The organism is Solibacillus faecavium (assembly GCF_014836905.1).
GTDB lineage: Bacteria > Bacillota > Bacilli > Bacillales_A > Planococcaceae > Solibacillus > Solibacillus faecavium.
This window is the reverse complement of the sequence record NZ_JACSPZ010000003.1, coordinates 1-16,617: the sequence shown is the minus strand read 5'-3', so window position 1 is coordinate 16,617 and position 16,617 is coordinate 1. Positions and strand designations below refer to the sequence as shown.

General features: G+C 36.9%; 20 protein-coding genes and 3 tRNA genes. 9 read left to right on the top strand and 14 right to left on the bottom strand.

Annotated elements, in window-relative coordinates:
* Nucleotides 1-67: 67 nt before the first annotated feature.
* Nucleotides 68-1,609 (bottom strand): carbon-nitrogen hydrolase family protein, encoded by a 1,542-nt coding sequence (locus H9635_RS06985; RefSeq protein ID WP_191699463.1) that lies wholly within the window; start codon nucleotides 1,607-1,609, stop codon nucleotides 68-70.
* Nucleotides 1,610-1,736: 127 nt separating this feature from the next.
* Here H9635_RS06985 and H9635_RS06980 point away from each other — a divergent pair, with 127 nt between their 5' ends.
* The 3 genes from H9635_RS06980 to H9635_RS06970 are packed head-to-tail and all read left to right on the top strand — an operon-like array spanning nucleotide 1,737 to nucleotide 3,527.
* Complete coding sequence (locus H9635_RS06980) at nucleotides 1,737-2,162, top strand: disulfide formation protein C (protein WP_191699462.1); 426 nt, start codon at nucleotides 1,737-1,739, stop codon at nucleotides 2,160-2,162.
* Between the two features lies 1 nt (nucleotide 2,163).
* On the top strand, nucleotides 2,164-2,634 hold the full coding sequence (locus H9635_RS06975) for a thioredoxin family protein (RefSeq protein WP_191699461.1): 471 nt from the start codon (nucleotides 2,164-2,166) through the stop codon (nucleotides 2,632-2,634).
* A gap of 59 nt (nucleotides 2,635-2,693) precedes the next feature.
* Nucleotides 2,694-3,527 carry an RluA family pseudouridine synthase gene (locus tag H9635_RS06970; protein WP_191699460.1) on the top strand — a complete coding sequence of 278 codons (834 nt, stop codon included), beginning with the start codon at nucleotides 2,694-2,696 and terminating at the stop codon, nucleotides 3,525-3,527.
* Here the strand turns inward: H9635_RS06970 and H9635_RS06965 are convergent.
* From H9635_RS06965 to H9635_RS06955, 3 genes are all read right to left on the bottom strand, one after another.
* Nucleotides 3,495-3,689, bottom strand: a complete 195-nt coding sequence (locus H9635_RS06965; protein ID WP_191699459.1) for a hypothetical protein — start codon at nucleotides 3,687-3,689, stop codon at nucleotides 3,495-3,497. The two genes, H9635_RS06970 and H9635_RS06965, sit on opposite strands and share 33 nt — an antisense overlap.
* A 123-nt stretch (nucleotides 3,690-3,812) precedes the next feature.
* A complete protein-coding gene (locus H9635_RS06960; RefSeq protein WP_191699458.1) occupies nucleotides 3,813-4,367 on the bottom strand; it encodes an acyl dehydratase in 555 nt (184 codons plus the stop codon).
* 27 nt (nucleotides 4,368-4,394) lie between these two features.
* Nucleotides 4,395-5,225 (bottom strand): aldo/keto reductase, encoded by an 831-nt coding sequence (locus H9635_RS06955; RefSeq protein ID WP_318245187.1) that lies wholly within the window; start codon nucleotides 5,223-5,225, stop codon nucleotides 4,395-4,397.
* A gap of 176 nt (nucleotides 5,226-5,401) precedes the next feature.
* Here H9635_RS06955 and H9635_RS06950 point away from each other — a divergent pair, with 176 nt between their 5' ends.
* Nucleotides 5,402-7,018, top strand: coding sequence for a long-chain fatty acid--CoA ligase (locus tag H9635_RS06950; RefSeq protein ID WP_191699456.1), 1,617 nt, complete (start codon nucleotides 5,402-5,404; stop codon nucleotides 7,016-7,018).
* Nucleotides 7,019-7,074: 56 nt separating this feature from the next.
* Here the strand turns inward: H9635_RS06950 and H9635_RS06945 are convergent, their stop codons facing one another.
* Nucleotides 7,075-7,236: a hypothetical protein gene (locus H9635_RS06945; protein ID WP_191699455.1), complete on the bottom strand. Its 162-nt coding sequence runs from the start codon at nucleotides 7,234-7,236 to the stop codon at nucleotides 7,075-7,077.
* Between the two features lie 363 nt (nucleotides 7,237-7,599).
* On the opposite strand from H9635_RS06945, the gene H9635_RS06940 reads away from it, so the two are divergent.
* Together H9635_RS06940 and H9635_RS06935 are read left to right on the top strand one after the other, a co-directional pair.
* Nucleotides 7,600-8,487 (top strand): VOC family protein, encoded by an 888-nt coding sequence (locus H9635_RS06940; RefSeq protein ID WP_191699454.1) that lies wholly within the window; start codon nucleotides 7,600-7,602, stop codon nucleotides 8,485-8,487.
* A 69-nt stretch (nucleotides 8,488-8,556) separates the two neighbouring features.
* Nucleotides 8,557-9,324 carry a sporulation protein gene (locus tag H9635_RS06935; protein ID WP_191699453.1) on the top strand — a complete coding sequence of 256 codons (768 nt, stop codon included), beginning with the start codon at nucleotides 8,557-8,559 and terminating at the stop codon, nucleotides 9,322-9,324.
* 39 nt (nucleotides 9,325-9,363) lie between these two features.
* Here H9635_RS06935 and trmL read toward each other — a convergent pair whose 3' ends face one another.
* Entirely contained in the window at nucleotides 9,364-9,837 is a 474-nt protein-coding gene (gene trmL, locus H9635_RS06930; protein WP_191699452.1) for a tRNA (uridine(34)/cytosine(34)/5-carboxymethylaminomethyluridine(34)-2'-O)-methyltransferase TrmL, read from the bottom strand.
* A 17-nt stretch (nucleotides 9,838-9,854) separates the two neighbouring features.
* Nucleotides 9,855-10,988, bottom strand: a complete 1,134-nt coding sequence (queG, locus tag H9635_RS06925) for a tRNA epoxyqueuosine(34) reductase QueG (protein WP_191699451.1) — start codon at nucleotides 10,986-10,988, stop codon at nucleotides 9,855-9,857.
* A gap of 89 nt (nucleotides 10,989-11,077) precedes the next feature.
* Here queG and H9635_RS06920 point away from each other — a divergent pair, with 89 nt between their 5' ends.
* Nucleotides 11,078-11,767 carry a B3/B4 domain-containing protein gene (locus H9635_RS06920; protein WP_191699450.1) on the top strand — a complete coding sequence of 230 codons (690 nt, stop codon included), beginning with the start codon at nucleotides 11,078-11,080 and terminating at the stop codon, nucleotides 11,765-11,767.
* A 12-nt stretch (nucleotides 11,768-11,779) separates the two neighbouring features.
* The gene (locus H9635_RS06915) at nucleotides 11,780-12,289 is read left to right on the top strand and encodes a DIP1984 family protein (RefSeq protein WP_191699449.1); all 510 of its coding nucleotides are present in this window, start codon (nucleotides 11,780-11,782) and stop codon (nucleotides 12,287-12,289) included.
* A 225-nt stretch (nucleotides 12,290-12,514) separates the two neighbouring features.
* Here H9635_RS06915 and H9635_RS06910 read toward each other — a convergent pair whose 3' ends face one another.
* Entirely contained in the window at nucleotides 12,515-13,426 is a 912-nt protein-coding gene (locus tag H9635_RS06910) for a S66 peptidase family protein (protein WP_191699448.1), read from the bottom strand.
* A gap of 129 nt (nucleotides 13,427-13,555) precedes the next feature.
* On the opposite strand from H9635_RS06910, the gene H9635_RS06905 reads away from it, so the two are divergent.
* On the top strand, nucleotides 13,556-14,437 hold the full coding sequence (locus tag H9635_RS06905; protein WP_191699447.1) for a DMT family transporter: 882 nt from the start codon (nucleotides 13,556-13,558) through the stop codon (nucleotides 14,435-14,437).
* Nucleotides 14,438-14,471: 34 nt separating this feature from the next.
* Here the strand turns inward: H9635_RS06905 and nagB are convergent, their stop codons facing one another.
* The 6 genes from nagB to H9635_RS06875 all read right to left on the bottom strand — a co-directional run bounded on the left by nagB (nucleotide 14,472) and on the right by H9635_RS06875 (nucleotide 16,534).
* Nucleotides 14,472-15,203: a glucosamine-6-phosphate deaminase gene (gene nagB / locus H9635_RS06900; protein ID WP_191699446.1), complete on the bottom strand. Its 732-nt coding sequence runs from the start codon at nucleotides 15,201-15,203 to the stop codon at nucleotides 14,472-14,474.
* A gap of 222 nt (nucleotides 15,204-15,425) precedes the next feature.
* Entirely contained in the window at nucleotides 15,426-15,803 is a 378-nt protein-coding gene (locus H9635_RS06895; RefSeq protein ID WP_191699445.1) for a hypothetical protein, read from the bottom strand.
* The gene (locus H9635_RS06890) at nucleotides 15,803-16,006 is read right to left on the bottom strand and encodes a helix-turn-helix transcriptional regulator (RefSeq protein ID WP_191699444.1); all 204 of its coding nucleotides are present in this window, start codon (nucleotides 16,004-16,006) and stop codon (nucleotides 15,803-15,805) included. The genes H9635_RS06895 and H9635_RS06890 overlap by 1 nt, the downstream gene beginning before the upstream one ends.
* 245 nt (nucleotides 16,007-16,251) lie before the next feature.
* Nucleotides 16,252-16,333, bottom strand: a tRNA-Leu gene (locus H9635_RS06885).
* A 48-nt stretch (nucleotides 16,334-16,381) separates the two neighbouring features.
* Nucleotides 16,382-16,455, bottom strand: a tRNA-Cys gene (locus H9635_RS06880).
* Nucleotides 16,456-16,459: 4 nt separating this feature from the next.
* Nucleotides 16,460-16,534: transfer RNA gene (locus H9635_RS06875), tRNA-Gly, on the bottom strand.
* Nucleotides 16,535-16,617: the final 83 nt, after the last annotated feature.

The window sequence follows — 16,617 nt, the reverse complement described above, 5'->3', positions numbered from 1 at the left end:
AACATACGTTTCGTTCAGTCCAAAAAAAATTCTGCTATCTTTTACAATAGCAGAATTCCCCTTAAATTTACTTTAAATATTCAACACGATATACGTCATGACGTCTGTCTTTTAAATGCTTTACTGTCCCATCTTGACGCTGGCGACGTAAAATTTCCAAGTCGACGTCTCCAATGAGAACCATTTCTAAGTTCGGGCTTGTTTCGCCTACAATGCCGTCTCGGGCAAATTCAAAATCGCTTGGTGCAAAAATGCCTGATTGTGCATATTGAATATCCATATTTTCCGTTTCAGGCAAGTTCCCCACGGTTCCAGAAATAACTGTATAAATTTGGTTTTCAACTGCACGTGCCTGAGCACAGTAGCGCACGCGTAAATAGCCTTGGCGGTCTTCTGTACAGAACGGTGTGAAAATAATATTCGCGCCCATATCTGTTGCGATTCGGGCAAGTTCCGGAAACTCAATATCATAGCAAATTTGAATTGCGATTTTCCCGCAGTCGGTATCAAATACACGGACCTTATCGCCATTACTGATTCCCCACCATTTACGCTCATTTGGTGTAATGTGAATTTTATATTGTTTTTCAATCGTCCCGTCACGTCTGAATAAATAAGCGATATTGTAAATCTCCTCGTCCTCTTCCTCGACAAAATGGGAACCGCCAATAATATTCACATTGTAGCGAACCGCTAAGCTTGTAAATAATTCAATGTATTCAGGTGTATACTTTGTCAGTTTACGGACTGCCTGCGAAGGTGATTTTTCATTTAAAAAGCTCATTAATTGTGTCGTGAAAATTTCCGGGAATACGACAAAGTCTGAACCCGCATCAGAGCCTACATCAACAAAGTACTCACACTGTTTTGCAAAGTCCTCAAAGGAATCAATCGCACGCATCATATATTGGACAACACAAATACGTACTGGATAACTTGTTTTAAAGTGACGCTTCGAGAGCGGACGATAATCTACGTTATGCCATTCCAATAACGTTGCGTACTTTCCTGATGCAACATCATCTGTTAAATAATTCGGATTTATACGCATTAAAATAAAGCCATTCATCATTTGGAATGTTAGTACTGGGTCATATATTTTATGGCGGCTTACCGCGTCTACATATTCACGTGGACTCATCTCATTCGAATGTACATGATAATTCGGAATACGCCCTCCAATAATAATAGACTTTAAATTGAGTGTACGAGCCAAGTCCTTACGTGCCTCATAAAGTCTTTGTCCTACCTTCATACGGCGATATTCTGGATGCACCATTACTTCGATTCCATATAAATTATAACCATTTGGATCATGATTTGTGATAAAGCCGTTATCTGTAATATCGTTCCACGTATGGCGATCGTCGTATTCATCAAAGTTTATACGTAAGCTCGAGCATGAACCGATCACCTTTCCATCTAACTCTGCAACAATTTGTCCTTCTGGGAAAATTGTTAAATGACTATATAAATGTGCCCGCTCCCACGGCTCCATACCTGGAAAAGATATGCGCTGAATTTCTAATATCGCATCTATATCCTCTACTGTCATATTTCGTATAATCATTGGTTTTTCAAATTTGGACATATCTAATGCATCTGTCATAATAACTCCCCCTCCATACATATATAGACTTTCCTTTTCATAGCACTCCATAAACGTAGTAATTTACTTTTTCTCGAATTCAAACTATAATCAATTGAGATTAAATTATGAATATAGAGGTAACAGTATGTCTAAAAAACTCGAAAATGCCTTGCTCGTCATTTGGGTAGTATCATTAACAGCGACCCTTGGATCTTTATATTTTTCAGAAATACGGGGTTACGAACCATGTGCATTATGTTGGTATCAGCGTATCCTCATGTATCCCATTGTTATTATTGCTACAGTAGCATACATACAAAAAAATGCTAGAATCGCCATGACTACAGCCGTGTTCTCAACGATTGGAGCTTTAACATCATTATACCATTATGGGTTACAAAAACTGGATTTTTTGCAGGATACAGCCCCTGCATGTGGACGTGTGCCATGTACAGGTCAATACATTAACTGGCTTGGCTTTATCACGATTCCATTTTTAGCACTTACCGCTTTTACTATTATTGCAATTATTAGTTTTTATATGTTAAAAGTTTTAAAGGAGGAAAATTAGTATGAAGAAATTAGCAATTGTCGGTGCAGTAATAGTTTTATTATTCGCTGGAATTATCATTCTGACAAATATGAAAAATAGTGAGAAATTAGAGGATAACCCTTACGGCACGAAAAATCTAAAACAATCTACAATTGATCTTTTGGATGATGAGAATTACCAAAATATCATTTTACCAGATGCATTAGCAAAGAAAATTGAATCAGGTGAAGGGGTTGTCGGCTATTTCTTCAGTCCTGAATGCTCGCATTGTAAAAATTATACACCGAAGCTTATGCCTATTGCTGACGAGATGGATATTCAAGTGGATCAATTAAATATTCTTGAGTATACTAATGAATGGGATACTTATAATATTACAGCAACACCAACACTTATTTACTTCGAAAACGGTGAAGAAGTTGCCCGTTTAGAAGGTGACGCTCCTAATGAAACAACGCGCCAATTCTTTAATGATGTTGTGTTAAAATAAGAAGTATTAATAAAATCGTGTTCTTCATGAGCACGATTTTTCATTTGGAGGAATTTACAATGTTCACATATACAATCAATGAAAACGGCTTAACTATAGAAGAGCTCTTACGTACGAAATGGCGTTTAGGAAAAAAGATTGTCCATGAATTACGCATGGCAAAAGCAGTAACATTAAATGATGAACCAGTACTATGGAAAGAGCCTTTAGAGAAAGGGACGACAATTCATTTTGCTTTCGATATCCCCGCGTCTAATTATATCCCAACAGATAAATGTGAAGTGACTGTACGCTATGAAGACGAGCATTGCTTAATTGTATCAAAGCCTAAAGGGATGGCTACTCATCCAAATGAGCCAATGGACAGTGATACTTGTATGAATCATGTAATGCGCCATATTGTCGATAATGGGGGACATTACGCTGAGCATGTACATCGTTTGGATCAAGGAACGAACGGCTTATTACTTGTTGCCAAACATCCGATAGCGAAGTCTATTTTTGATCGTATGATTGAAGAAAAAACAATCGTCCGTACGTATGCTGCTGAAGTTCAAGGAAACTTACGTACAGATAGTGGTACGATTAAAGCCGCAATTGGTAAAGACCGTCATCACAATACACGTAGAGTTGTAGCCCCGAATGGTCAATCTGCCGTTACACATTATGAGGTAGTAAATCGTTTTAAAGGGACATGTGTTGTCCATGTCGTTCTAGAAACAGGACGTACCCATCAAATCCGCGTGCATATGGCTCATTTAGGTCACCCGATTGTTGGGGATACAATGTACGGTGCACGTGAAACTGCTTCTGGCGATTATGCCCTGCACGCTATTCAATTAGCATTCACACACCCATTTTTAAATGAGCAGATTATTGTAAAAGATAATTGAAAATGAGCCTGGGACAAAACGAAAAACATCTATTTTTTCAGAGAAAAAATAGATGTTTTTCTGCTTCTGCCAGAATTGATTTCCGTTACGGGGACGCTTTCCGGGGGCACGGCCTGAGCCTGTAGTCTCAGGTGTCGGTGCTCCTGCGGTTACTCGTCGCAAAATAAATTTTGCTGTTCCCCCAGGAGTCGCCACTTCACTCCAATCAATTCATATAATTTCAATTTCTTAATAAGACTATTTTCCTTTTACAAAGAAATTTCTACTTATGTCCCAGCCTCATTTTTATTTTAAGCTCTTTTCACGCTCGATATAAGTTATTTCATTCTGATATGCTAAGTGATAAATTTGACTTACACCTGATGAATGAATTTCCTTATGACTAATAACAAACTGTTCCCCCGATTTTGCTGTAAATGTAATGTCCCCATTTTTACTCCCTACAACATACTCAAATACAATCTCATCTAATTGCTCCCATCGATAATGCTGTTTATCAAAAAAATGATGTCTTTCTATTGCTTCCTGGCTAATTAGTAAGTAATTTTGCATAGATAAATAAGCAACCCCAATACTTAATCCGAAAAACAAAATACTATAAAGATACATTTTTTTCTCTTGTCTGTAGCCAATAATGCCGAACGCTATGATTAATATTAGACAAGATAAAAGCACGAGTCTCAGGTTTACAGGATTAGGGATGAATGTCGATGCCCGGTTATTATAAGAAAAATACTCCATTTGAAAAATAGGCTGAAACATCATAATAAACGGTGCACAAATCACAACTGTAACTGCTGCCATAGAGAAAAATAAACCTGGTGAAAAATTTTTGAACACTTCATCACTCCCCTAAGTAATTATATGTTAAAAATCAAATTTGAAATTATCCGGATTTTGTCCAAAGCGCTCATTGCGATTTACCGCATTCAGTTGCTGCATTGTTTCTTTTGTTAATTCAAAGTGATAAAGTTCACTATTCTCTTTAATACGTGAAGGTGTAACTGATTTTGGAATGATAATGACATCATTTTGTAGATGCCAGCGTAAAATTATTTGTGCTGGTGTGACATTGTATTCATGTGCAATACGTACAATTGTATCGTCATTTAATACATTTCCCCGTCCAAGCGGTGACCAGGCTGTTACCGCAATTTGCTCCTGTGCACAATAGTTTCTTAAGGACTCTTGGCTTAAATATGGATGTACTTCAATTTGGTTGACCATTGGGGCAATATTACAGCTTGCTAGGATGTCTTTTAAATGATGCTCATGGTGATTGGAAACACCCGGTACACGGATCAGCTTTTCTTCATATAGGCGTTCAATTGCCCGGTATGTTTCCACATACTTCTCCTTGACTGGCCAGTGAGTCAAATATAGATCTATGTAATCCATATCAAGCTTTTTTAGCGATATTTCAAAAGCACGCAACGTGTTGTCATATCCTTGGTCACTATTCCAAACTTTTGTTGTCACGAAAATATCCTCGCGTGGTACTGAAGAATGTTTGATTGCTTCTCCTACTTCTTCTTCATTGTAGTAAAGTGCTGCTGTATCGACTGCCCGATAACCTAAGTCCAGCGCCGTAGTAATTGCTTGAAGCGTTTCATCCCGGTCAGTCATTTTATAAACGCCTAAACCAAGCATAGGCATTTTAACTCCATTCGTTAATTCTTTTGTTGTTTGTAAATTCATATTCATCACCTCGGTATTAGAATGTTTTTATTATAGCACTACTTATGTAAATGTTACGAAACAGTTTCAATAATAAGGAAAAAATGGTAGATTGTCTCGATGTTATTTAGTATGATTTAATTAACAGAAAATTCTTTCAATAGAATTTAATAAATTTGTTTAGGAGCTGAAAAACTATGATGGACACGCAATTAGTTTTAACAGGATTTTTAAAGCGCGCACAAAGGTATTTCCCAAACAAACAAATCATCTCTCGTACTAGCCCTACTATGACACATCGCATTCCATTCAAAGATTACGTGAAACGAACTCATCGATTAGCTGATGCATTAACGAAGCTAGGTATGACGCGCGGTACAAAAGTCGGTACTTTTGCATGGAATCACCATCGTCATTTAGAAGCCTACTTTGCTATTCCATGTAGTGGTGCCATTCTGCATACAATTAACATCCGACTAGCACCCGAGCATATTATTTATATTATTAATCATGCAGAAGATGAAATTTTATTAATCGATGGTGACTTATTCCCATTAGTAGAGCCTGCTCTAGGTCATTTAAAAACAGTGAAGCATATTATCGTCATGAGTGATGATCCGGTTGCTCCACAATCCAGCTTTCCGAATGTTTACAGCTATGAACAACTTCTTCAGGAAGCCGATGAAAATTTCGAATTCCCTGCAGATTTAGATGAAAATATGCAGGCAGGGATGTGCTATACATCCGCAACAACAGGTATGCCTAAAGGTGTCATTTATACACATCGGAGTATTGTCTTGCATAGCTTAGCACTCGGTCTCGCGGAGTCCTTTGCACTAAAGGAAAGTGATATTGCATTACCAGTTGTGCCTATGTTCCATGTAAATGCATGGGGTTTCCCATTTGCTGCCCTTAATTTTGGCGCAAATATTGTATTACCAGGTCCAATGATGACTCCAAGTTTAATTCTAGATTTAATAGAACAAGAGAAAGTTACGATTACAGCAGGTGTTCCGACAATTTGGCTTGGTGCTCTTGCAGAATTAGAAAAGCAACCGCGCGATTTATCATCCATCCGTTTAATTATCTCTGGGGGTTCAGCTTCACCGAAAGGATTAATTCAAGCCTATAACGAAAAGTTAGGAGTCCCTTATGTAAACGCTTACGGTATGACTGAAACATCGCCCCTTGTAAGTATGTCGCATCCTACTACCGAAATGAACAGTTATACGGATGATGAAATGTTAAACATTCGCGTAACGCAAGGACTAACCGTATCTTTAATTGAAACAGAAGTCGTAAATGAAAAAGGTCCGGTTCCTTGGGACGGAGAAACTATGGGTGAATTGCGCGTACGCGGACCTTGGATTGCATCTGAATATTATAAAGATGATCGGACAAATGAAGCATTCCGTGATGGCTGGTTATATACAGGTGATATTGCAGTATTAACGAAGGAAGGTTATATCAAAATTACAGACCGTACAAAAGATCTTATAAAATCAGGAGGTGAGTGGATTTCTTCTGTTGATTTAGAAAATGCACTCATGTCTCATCCAGATGTTTTTGAAGCAGCAGTCATTGCTGTTCCCCACCAAAAATGGCAGGAAAGACCGTTAGCTTGTGTCGTTTTAAAAGAAGATGCTCTTGCAACAAAAGAAGAGCTTCTTCAATTTATTGAACAGGATTTTGCAAAGTGGTGGCTCCCGGACGATATCGTATTCTTAAAGGAAATACCAAAAACATCTGTAGGTAAGTTTTTAAAAGCTAAATTAAGAGAAGAATTAAAAGATTACGAAGTTCAAACAAGTTAGAAAATCAAACATAAAAGGTGTGGACGAATATTTCGCTGGCCACACCTTTTATTCATTTATTTCTCTTCATCTTCATCATCAAATTGCTGCGGATCTGCAATACGGTCCGATTCCTCCAATTGCCCTCCGTCACGCATATTTTCCATCTGCTTACCAAGGTTTTTTAATTCTTCCATTGAATTGGCCATATTCCCATTTACAATCTCATCTTTCTTCATATAAATCCCTCCATATTTTATTTTATATTTTTCCAATTTTGAACTATTTCTGACATAATTAAAGTTTTCATACAGGTAATTTATGCTATACTTAAAAAAGAATAATTAGAAACATGAGGAGGATACTTCCATGAAATTAATTTTAATTCTTGGTGTTTGCATCGCATTCTTAACAGCAATTTTCACTGCTGGTTATGATAGCAAACCATTCTCAAAAGAAAACTAATCCTATTAGCTTTTCATTAAAAGGCAATCGTTATTTATGCGATTGTCTTTTTAATTTGACTTTTTTTCTTTTATAAAATATATTAGTTACATAAAGTAAGTTGATTATAAAAAATAACTAATTAGGGAGAATGATAAATGCCTACTCATTTTCATAAAAAACCAAATTTATATCCAGCTCATGTTCAATTAAAAGTTTCTAACTTAAAACGTTCGATTGAATACTACACAACGATAATCGGATTTAAAGTCCTACAGCAAACAGAGTCGGAAGCATATTTAACAACAGATGGCCAAACGAGCTTAGTTTCTCTAGTCGAAGTACAAAATGCTCTGCCTCTTAAACAAGGGTTTGCAGGTTTATACCACTTAGCATTACTATTACCCTCTCGCAAGGACTTAGGAAACATTGTACAACACTTTGTTGATTTAAATATTCGCCTTGGTGCAGCAGATCATGACGTATCGGAAGCACTCTATTTAAATGATCCAGATGGTAATGGGATTGAAATCTACATAGACCGTGACGAAACTACATGGACATGGGATAACAAGGATCAGGTAAATATGGTAACAGAACAGCTTAATTTTCAACCCATTTTAGAAGCGGCAGACGGAAATTGGAATGGTTTACCTTCTGAAACAGTAATGGGTCACGTTCACTTATCAGTAGTAAATCTAGACAAATCAGAACAATTTTATACAAATGTATTGGATTATAATGTCGTAACGCGTTATGGTGCACAGGCTCTGTTCGTATCTACAGGAAAGTATCATCACCATTTCGGTATGAATACGTGGAACAGCAATAATGGCCATGTACCAACAGAGAATATGGTCGGTCTAAAATCATTTACGATCGTATTAAAAGACGAGCAATATGCAGATGAAGTTAAGCAAAGTTTAATAGACCATGATTTCGTCGTTGAGACCTTTAATGAAGCACCAGTATATGGCGGTAAACAACTTTTCTCTACAATCGATCCTAATGGTCTACGTATCGTGTTTACTGTAGACGGAGAATAAAATATTTTTGAAACTTTCTTTTGACTCCAGCGTATAAATTATTAATTAACATACAATGGAGGAGTTTTATTGTCACTATTTAATAAAGTTTTAGCGAGTGTAGGAATCGGTTCTGCTAAAGTTGATACAAAATTGCACAAATCTTCTTATACATTAAATGAAAATGTAACGGGTATAGTGGAGATTACTGGAGGAAGTACGGAGCAACAAATTGATGCTATCTATTTATCACTTTATACAAATTTCATACGTGAAATCGATGACAAAAAAATTAATGATCAAGCAATACTTTCCCAGTTCCAACTAAATGAGCCGTTTATAATTCAAGCGAATGAAAAACATGAAATCCCCTTCTCATTTCCTTTACCTTCTGTAGTTCCAATTACTATAGGTAAATCCCGAGTGTGGATTCAAACTGGATTAGACATTAAAAATGCGGTGGATCCGAAAGATAAAGACTTTATTGATATTCAGCCATCACCTCTGGCAAATAGCGTGTTAACAGCAATTCAAAACATGGGATTCCGATTACGTAAAGTAGACAATGAGCAAGCGCCATCTTATTTACGTCGCCAAACACCAATTGTGCAGGAATTTGAATTTACCCCTACTAATCAAACGTATCGCCGGTATCTAGATGAGCTGGAATTGGTCTTTTTAGGTCATTCACAAAACTCAGTCGAAATCCTACTTCAGGTTGACCGACGTGCGCGCGGGCTTGGCGGATTTTTATCAGAAGCTTTCGATATGGATGAAAGCTTCATTCGCCTTACCCTATTCGAAAATGATAATTTGTCAGCAAAACTTTCACACGCGATAGAAGCTAAAATGAAATAATAAAAGGCAAGAAGCAAATTGATCTGCTTCTTGCCATTTTTATTTTAACCCTGGATAGTTTTGTTGTCTTAAAGCTTCATAAATAACAATTGCCGCTGTGTTTGATAAATTCAGTGAGCGAATATGGTCACTTTGCGGAATGCGCAGGCACATATCGGCACGTTCCTTTGCAAACTCTTTCGGTAAACCGGTCGTTTCTCTTCCAAACATAAAGTAGATGTCCCGTGACGTATCACTAAAATCATGTGTTGTAAAAGGCTCATCACTATAAGTCTCAATTAAATATAAATCTCCATTCTTACTGTACTCAATAAATTCTTCTAAAGAATCATGATACACAACATTCACATGCTCCCAATAATCCAATCCTGCACGCTTTAACATTTTATCGTCTGTAGAAAATCCCAGTGGTCGAATTAAATGTAATGATGTATTTGTTCCAGCACATGTACGTGCGATATTTCCTGTATTTGCCGGTATTTCCGGTTGGTATAACACAATATGGTTTGGCACTTCAAAATCCTTCTCTCTTATTGATTTAACAATGTTAGTCCTTTTTCTATTTCAGCCAGCACTTCTTCATCTTGCTCTAGTTTTTTTGCAGCCAATAAAATTCCCTCGGCTTCATTTGTTCCTATTTTTCCAATTGCCCATGCGGCCGTCCCTCTTAATACCGGGCGTTCGTCTTTTTGCAGCACCTGAACTAACTCAGGCATTGCCGATTCTTCTTTAAAGTGAGCCAATGCTAATATGGCATTGCGCTGAATTGGCTTTTTACCGCGCCATGAACCCGAAACATGACTAAATTTAGATTTAAATTCTTTATTGGAGATTGATAAAAGAGGCTGAAGTAAAGGCTTTGCAATTTCAGGATCCGGCTTGAATTCTTCATGAATCCAATTTAGTTTTCCTTTATTTTTCGGACATACTGTTTGGCATGTATCACAGCCGTACAATCGATTCCCTATTTTACTACGAAATTCATCAGGCAAAAACCCTTTTGTTTGTGTTAAAAAGGCAATACATCGCTGTGAGTTCAGCTGACCCGGTGCTACAATTGCACCCGTTGGACAGACGTCAATGCATAAATTACAGTCTCCACATTCATCCTCTATCGGTGTATCAGGAGCAAAAGGTATATTTGTCATAATTTCACCTAAATATACGTAAGAACCAAACTCAGGTGTAATAATGGAACAGTTTTTCCCGCTCCACCCGATTCCAGCACGCTCTGCTACAGCACGATCAACGAGCTCCCCTGTATCGACCATCGATTTCACTTTTACATTCGGTACTCTTTCTTGTAGCCATGCTTCAATCAGCTGCAGACGTTCCCGCACTGCTGTATGATAATCGACTCCCCACGAAGCACGACAAAAGATCCCTCGGCGTTCTCCCTTTTTTCCTTGTGGAGCATCCTGCATTCGAGAAGGGTATGCTATAGCAATTGCAATAATACTTTCGGCATCATCCAATAATTTTAACGGCTCTGTACGAAGCTCAATATCCGATTCTTCAAATCCCGACTGATAGCCTAATTGTTGCTGTCGTCGTAAACGGTTTTTTAATTCATGAAACGGAGCAGCGGTTGTAAATCCGATTTTATCTACCCCAATAGAAGTTGCGTATTGAATTAATTCTTCTTGAAGTTGAGATACTTTCATTTCCCTTGCTCCTTTCAAATGATACAATGAATACAAGTTATTTTATATTACATAATTATCCAATATTATAATTGAAGTAGGTGCTTTAATTGAATATCTCTATTAATGACTCACTCTTTACAGTGAATGAACAATTTAAAATTGGCCTTATCCATTATAGCAAAATTATCGTAGAGGAATCTCCTCAAATGTTTAAAGGTCGCACGCAACTATATCAGGAAAATTTATTTTTAGAATTACAGGAAAAACCTGTGACTGAGCGAACTGGAATTAAAGAATGGCGCCAACTTTGGAAATCTTATGGTGCCAATCCAAATCGTTATCGACACTCTGCCGAAAGCTTAATGCGACGTATCGCTAAACAGCAATATTTAACACCGTTTCATACAGCGGTAGATTTGAATAATTTCTTTTCATTGCAATATGAGATTCCAGTCGGTATTTATGATATGGATGGTATTCAAGGAAATGTTGAAATACAAATCGGCAATGCATCGACAGGCTACGAAGGAATAAATGGTCGTTACAACACATTGGAAAATATCATTTATTTAAAAGATACGTTCGGTCCATTCGGTAGCCCCTATGTTGATTCAAAGCGAACTGCTGTAACTGAAGTAACTACTAATGCATTGCAAATCTTTTATTTACGTCCATCGATCAGTGAACAGGAAGCACAAAAGTTATTAAACAGTGCCGGAAAAATGTTTACACAAGTAAGCGGTGGCGAATTTGAGGCGCACGTTCTTTCAACTGAAAATAAAAAAATTCATTTTTAAGGAGCTGATAGTGTGAGTATTAATCTAGCGGAGGCTGTAAAACTAAAGAGCGTTATTACGAAGAAAATTCAAGAACGTACATTTGCTGTGAATCAACTAACACATGTGATCATTGAAAAAGGTGAACAACCAAAAAGACCCGATTACACACTTGAAATGCTAGAAGCTGAATTAAAACAATTACGGTATGACTCTCGTAAGCTGGATTCACTCATTTACCGTGCAAATATTGAAAATGTAATTGTATTTAAAGACGAGGAAATGCCCATTGTAGAAGCGATCGAACTTGCTAGCCAGTTACGGGCAGAAGCTGCCTTATGTAAAAGCTTAGGTTCTGAAGAAAAAGAAGCATTCTACCACAATTCTGGTGAAGCCATCCTGTACCGTGTAGCACTGTATGATCCGATGACATACCGCACTCGCGCTAACGAGCTGGAAAAGGAAGCACATCGCCTTTCCAATTTAATTAATGCTAAAAACTATCAAGTCGAAATCGAATTTGATGATAGCAACTACTTCTAATCCTAGAGCGGTGAGACTCCAATCTAGGTAATAACGAGCGATTTTTGCTTAGGCAAACTTAGAGAAACCAATCAACTTTTACCTGTTACAACGTTACCTTTCACTAATGACCAACTATTGTAAAAGATAACTACAAACTAAATTGTGTATTTCCGTCGCTCGTTATTAAAAGACACCTGCTCACTTATTTAGTGAAAAGGTGTCTTTGTTATTTATTTCCTAGTATTATTCTACACCCGGTAATATCCGTAATGTTTTATCATCCGCATCTAAAATAGCTTCTACTCCTAGTGGTATCGCAATATTCGGTTCGCAATGACCAAATTTAAATCCTGCTACTGCTGGTTTGTTTAAAGGCTTTATATACCCTTCTATAACGTTTAATACATCATCATAGTTATATTTACTGCTAAGCATATTAAAATCGCCTATTACAAAGCCTGCAGCAAGCTCAAGCTTTCTAGAAAGACGTAATTGATTTAATGATAAATCAATTTGCTCAATCGATTCACCGATATCCTCAATTAAAACAATTTTATTCCGAACATCAATTTCAAATTTTGTTCCAAGTGTACTAACAAGACGATTCAGATTACCACCTGTTAATTCACCACGTACAACACCGGATACGAGTGTACGAAGTGGCGAAATACTTTCTGTATACTGGATTTCAATCGGTTGGAATAATTGCTGGAACATTTTTTTTGATAATGGGTCTAGCTCCCCTTCCGGACCCGATAACATAGGCCCATGGAAGGTAACGACATTTGAAAACTCATTCACTTGTGTATGTAAAGTGGTGATGTCTGAATAGCCCCAAATGATTTTCGGATTGTCCTCGATTAATGGATAACTTATTTTATCTATAATTCTAGATATACCGTAGCCACCTTTTACTAAAAAGACTGCTTTCACTTCTGGATCACGAATCATTTGGTGAAAATCTTCTAATCGTTCCTCGTCTGTACCTGCTAAATAGCCGTCATACGATTGAATTGTATTGCCTAGCTTATATTTCAAACCAAGCTCGTCCAATATTGCTAATTTGTCCCCTAAAGATTCTATATTAAGCGGGCTGCTTAAATTTACTAATCCTACAGTATCGCCATGCTGTAATCTTGCTGGTCGTATTTTCATGTAAATGACCTCCTTTTGCTTCTGTCGCTATTGTATCATAGCGTTTTATGTAAAGCGCATTGCAATTTCCCCCAGGTTATCCCTATAATAGATAAAATTATTTTTCCATTATTAAGGAGATGCTACTTAATGAAATTTCCACCACAGCTACTTCTCATTTTAGCTACTTTATTATGGGGTGGTAACTTTGTAATTGGTCGCGCTGTTACCGGAGAAATTCCTCCTATTACCCTGGCATTTTTACGCTGGATTGTTGCCTTTGCCGTATTTTTCCCCATTGCTTACAAACGGACAAAAAAGGAATGGAGTGTACTGAAGCAAAATTGGGTTGCCGTCATTACGTTAGCTTTGACAGGAGTCGCTGCATTCAATACGCTCGTTTATATCGGTTTATATTATACAACATCCATCAATGCATCTTTAATGAATTCTTCCACACCGATAATTATATACATATTAAGCTTTCTCTTCTTAAAAGAACGTTTAACTAAGTATCAGTTAATAGGTACAATAATTTCTCTAGCTGGAGTGTCTTTTATTATTTCCGGAGGCTCATTACAAAGCTTACTTGCCTTTTCATTTAATAAAGGAGATTTAATTGTACTAGTTGCAGTGTGTTGTTGGAGTATTTATTCATTGCTTATTAAGAAGTGCGCTAGCAGGCTCCCTGGCTATTCTACATTTTTAGTAACAATTGCTATAGGTGCATTAATGCTGCTCCCATTTGCGGTATATGAACTACTCACTACATCCCAAACTATTGTATGGAGCACTACTACTATTGGAGCTATTTTTTATGTTGGGGTATTTGCATCGATTGTGGCATTTCTAAGCTGGAATACAGGCGTTGTAGCTTTAGGTGCCAACAAGGCAGGAATTTACTTAAACTTTATCCCTTTGTTTGCTAGCATCTTTGCAGTAATCTTTTTAAATGAAAAGCTGCTACTTACACAATTAATCGGCGGGGTTGCCATAATTGTCGGGGTATTTATCTCATCTATAAAAAAGTAAATTAAAAGGAGTGCATCATCAGCACTCCTTTTAATTATTCTACTCCTGTATAAATAACAGTTACGTCTGGATGATAGTTTAATACACTTGCTGGGAAGTCTTCTGTCACTTCACCACTACGAAGACGATCAAATGCTTCTTGCTTCGCTGCGCCTGCAATTAGTAAGACAATCTTTTTTGATTTCATAATTGTTTTAATACCCATAGTAATTGCATGTGTCGGTACATCATTGATTGAGTCAAAGTAAATTTTATTCGCTTCACGTGTCGACTCAGCTAGTTTTATAACATTAGTCCCTAAATCGAATGGTGTTCCTGGCTCATTAAAGCCAATATGTCCATTAACACCAATACCTAAGAGCTGAATATCAATATTCCCTGCTTCTTCAATCATTGCATCATAATCCATTGCTGCTTTTTCAATATTTGCTGCATTACCTGTTGGTAAGTAAATATTTTCCTGCTTCATATCAATATGATTAAATAAGTTGTGGTCCATATAGTAATGGTAACTTGCCTCATTTGATGGATTAATACCAATATATTCGTCCAAGTTAAAAGACTTAGCCTGAGCAAAGGAAATATTCCCTTCCTTATATATTGATACAAGTTCTTTATAAAACCCTTCAGGTGTACTTCCAGTTGCCATCCCAAAAACAGTTTTACTATTTTCCTTTAACTGTTCTACAAAAATACTTGCAGCAATTTTACTCATTTCATCATAATCTGTCGCTTCAACCCATTTTAAATTTGTTACAGCATTCATTCATTTCCCTACTCCCTATGCTTATATAATTCAAATAAAGTAAAGTTCATTTTTAGTTCCTTACATCAATACGTTAATTTTATAGCATAAATTTTTAATATGCTATATAAAACAGTTCACATTTTCTTTTAAAAAATACGATTTAACTTTAATTGTACCCATATAATTTATTAATATGTTAGGAATGAATTTCAAGCCGGAAAAAGGGTAGGACATTATAAACTAGTACTTTTTTGCATAATAAACCATATTTAAAAATACGACTGAAATATATAATGCAATGAATAGTGATAACACTTGAAAGGCTGAAACATTTAGAGGAGACAATGGGTTAAAAATCAACATTAATATAATGGCAAATATCACTCCCCAAAAATAACTAATGTATGTTGCACGTTCTCGAATCTTTTGAGCACGTTCATCCTTTGCTGCAAAGTGAGGTTCTAAATAAGCCAAACTAAACGCCATAATCGAAAGGGCAATCACCATTAATGCATCAGGAAACTTCCCTGAAAACATATGAGATCCATTAATGAAAATACCTATTAAAAGCATAAAGATACCGATAAACAAAAAGAATGACCTGTTTCCAGTAATCATTATTGATTATCCTCCTCATAAATAAATATATCCTCAATGTGACAGTTAAACTGACGGGCTAACTTAAATGCCAATGTAATGGAAGGGTTATAACGTCCCTTTTCCAAAGAAATAATGGTTTGCCTAGAAACTTTTAAATTTTCAGCTAAGCCATCCTGTGATAAACCATACCGTGTACGTAAATCCTTAATATTATTTTTCATTTTTACCTACCTAACGTAAAGTATATTTTACGTAAAGCTGACTTTACATTCATTATATATAAGAAGTAAATAATTGTAAATATAATACGAGAAAACGTTTTGTTTTCTTCGATGTTTGTAAGCCAACTGTTGTAGTACTGTAATTCCTTCTCAACTAAAAATAAACTATAGTAAACGAAAACACCCTCAAAGCCTGTAATCAAGACTTTGAGGGTGTTTTAATAGTTCTAACTTGAACTCAATGATACCGATAGCCGGGGTCGAACCGGCACTCCAGAAGGAACCGGATTTTGAGTCCGGCGCGTCTGCCAATTCCGCCATATCGGCAAAATAAAAAAGGGTAAAAAAAAACCGGAATTACCGATTAATTAAATATGGAGGCGGCAACCGGATTTGAACCGGTGATAAAGGTGTTGCAGACCTGTGCCTTACCACTTGGCTATGCCGCCATATTGGAGCGGAAGACGAGGTTCGAACTCGCGACCCCCACCTTGGCAAGGTGGTGTTCTACCACTGAACTACTTCCGCAAAAAAAAAATGGCTGGGGAACCTGGATTCGAACCAGGGCATGACGGAATCAAAATCCGTTGCCTTACCGCTTGGCTATACCC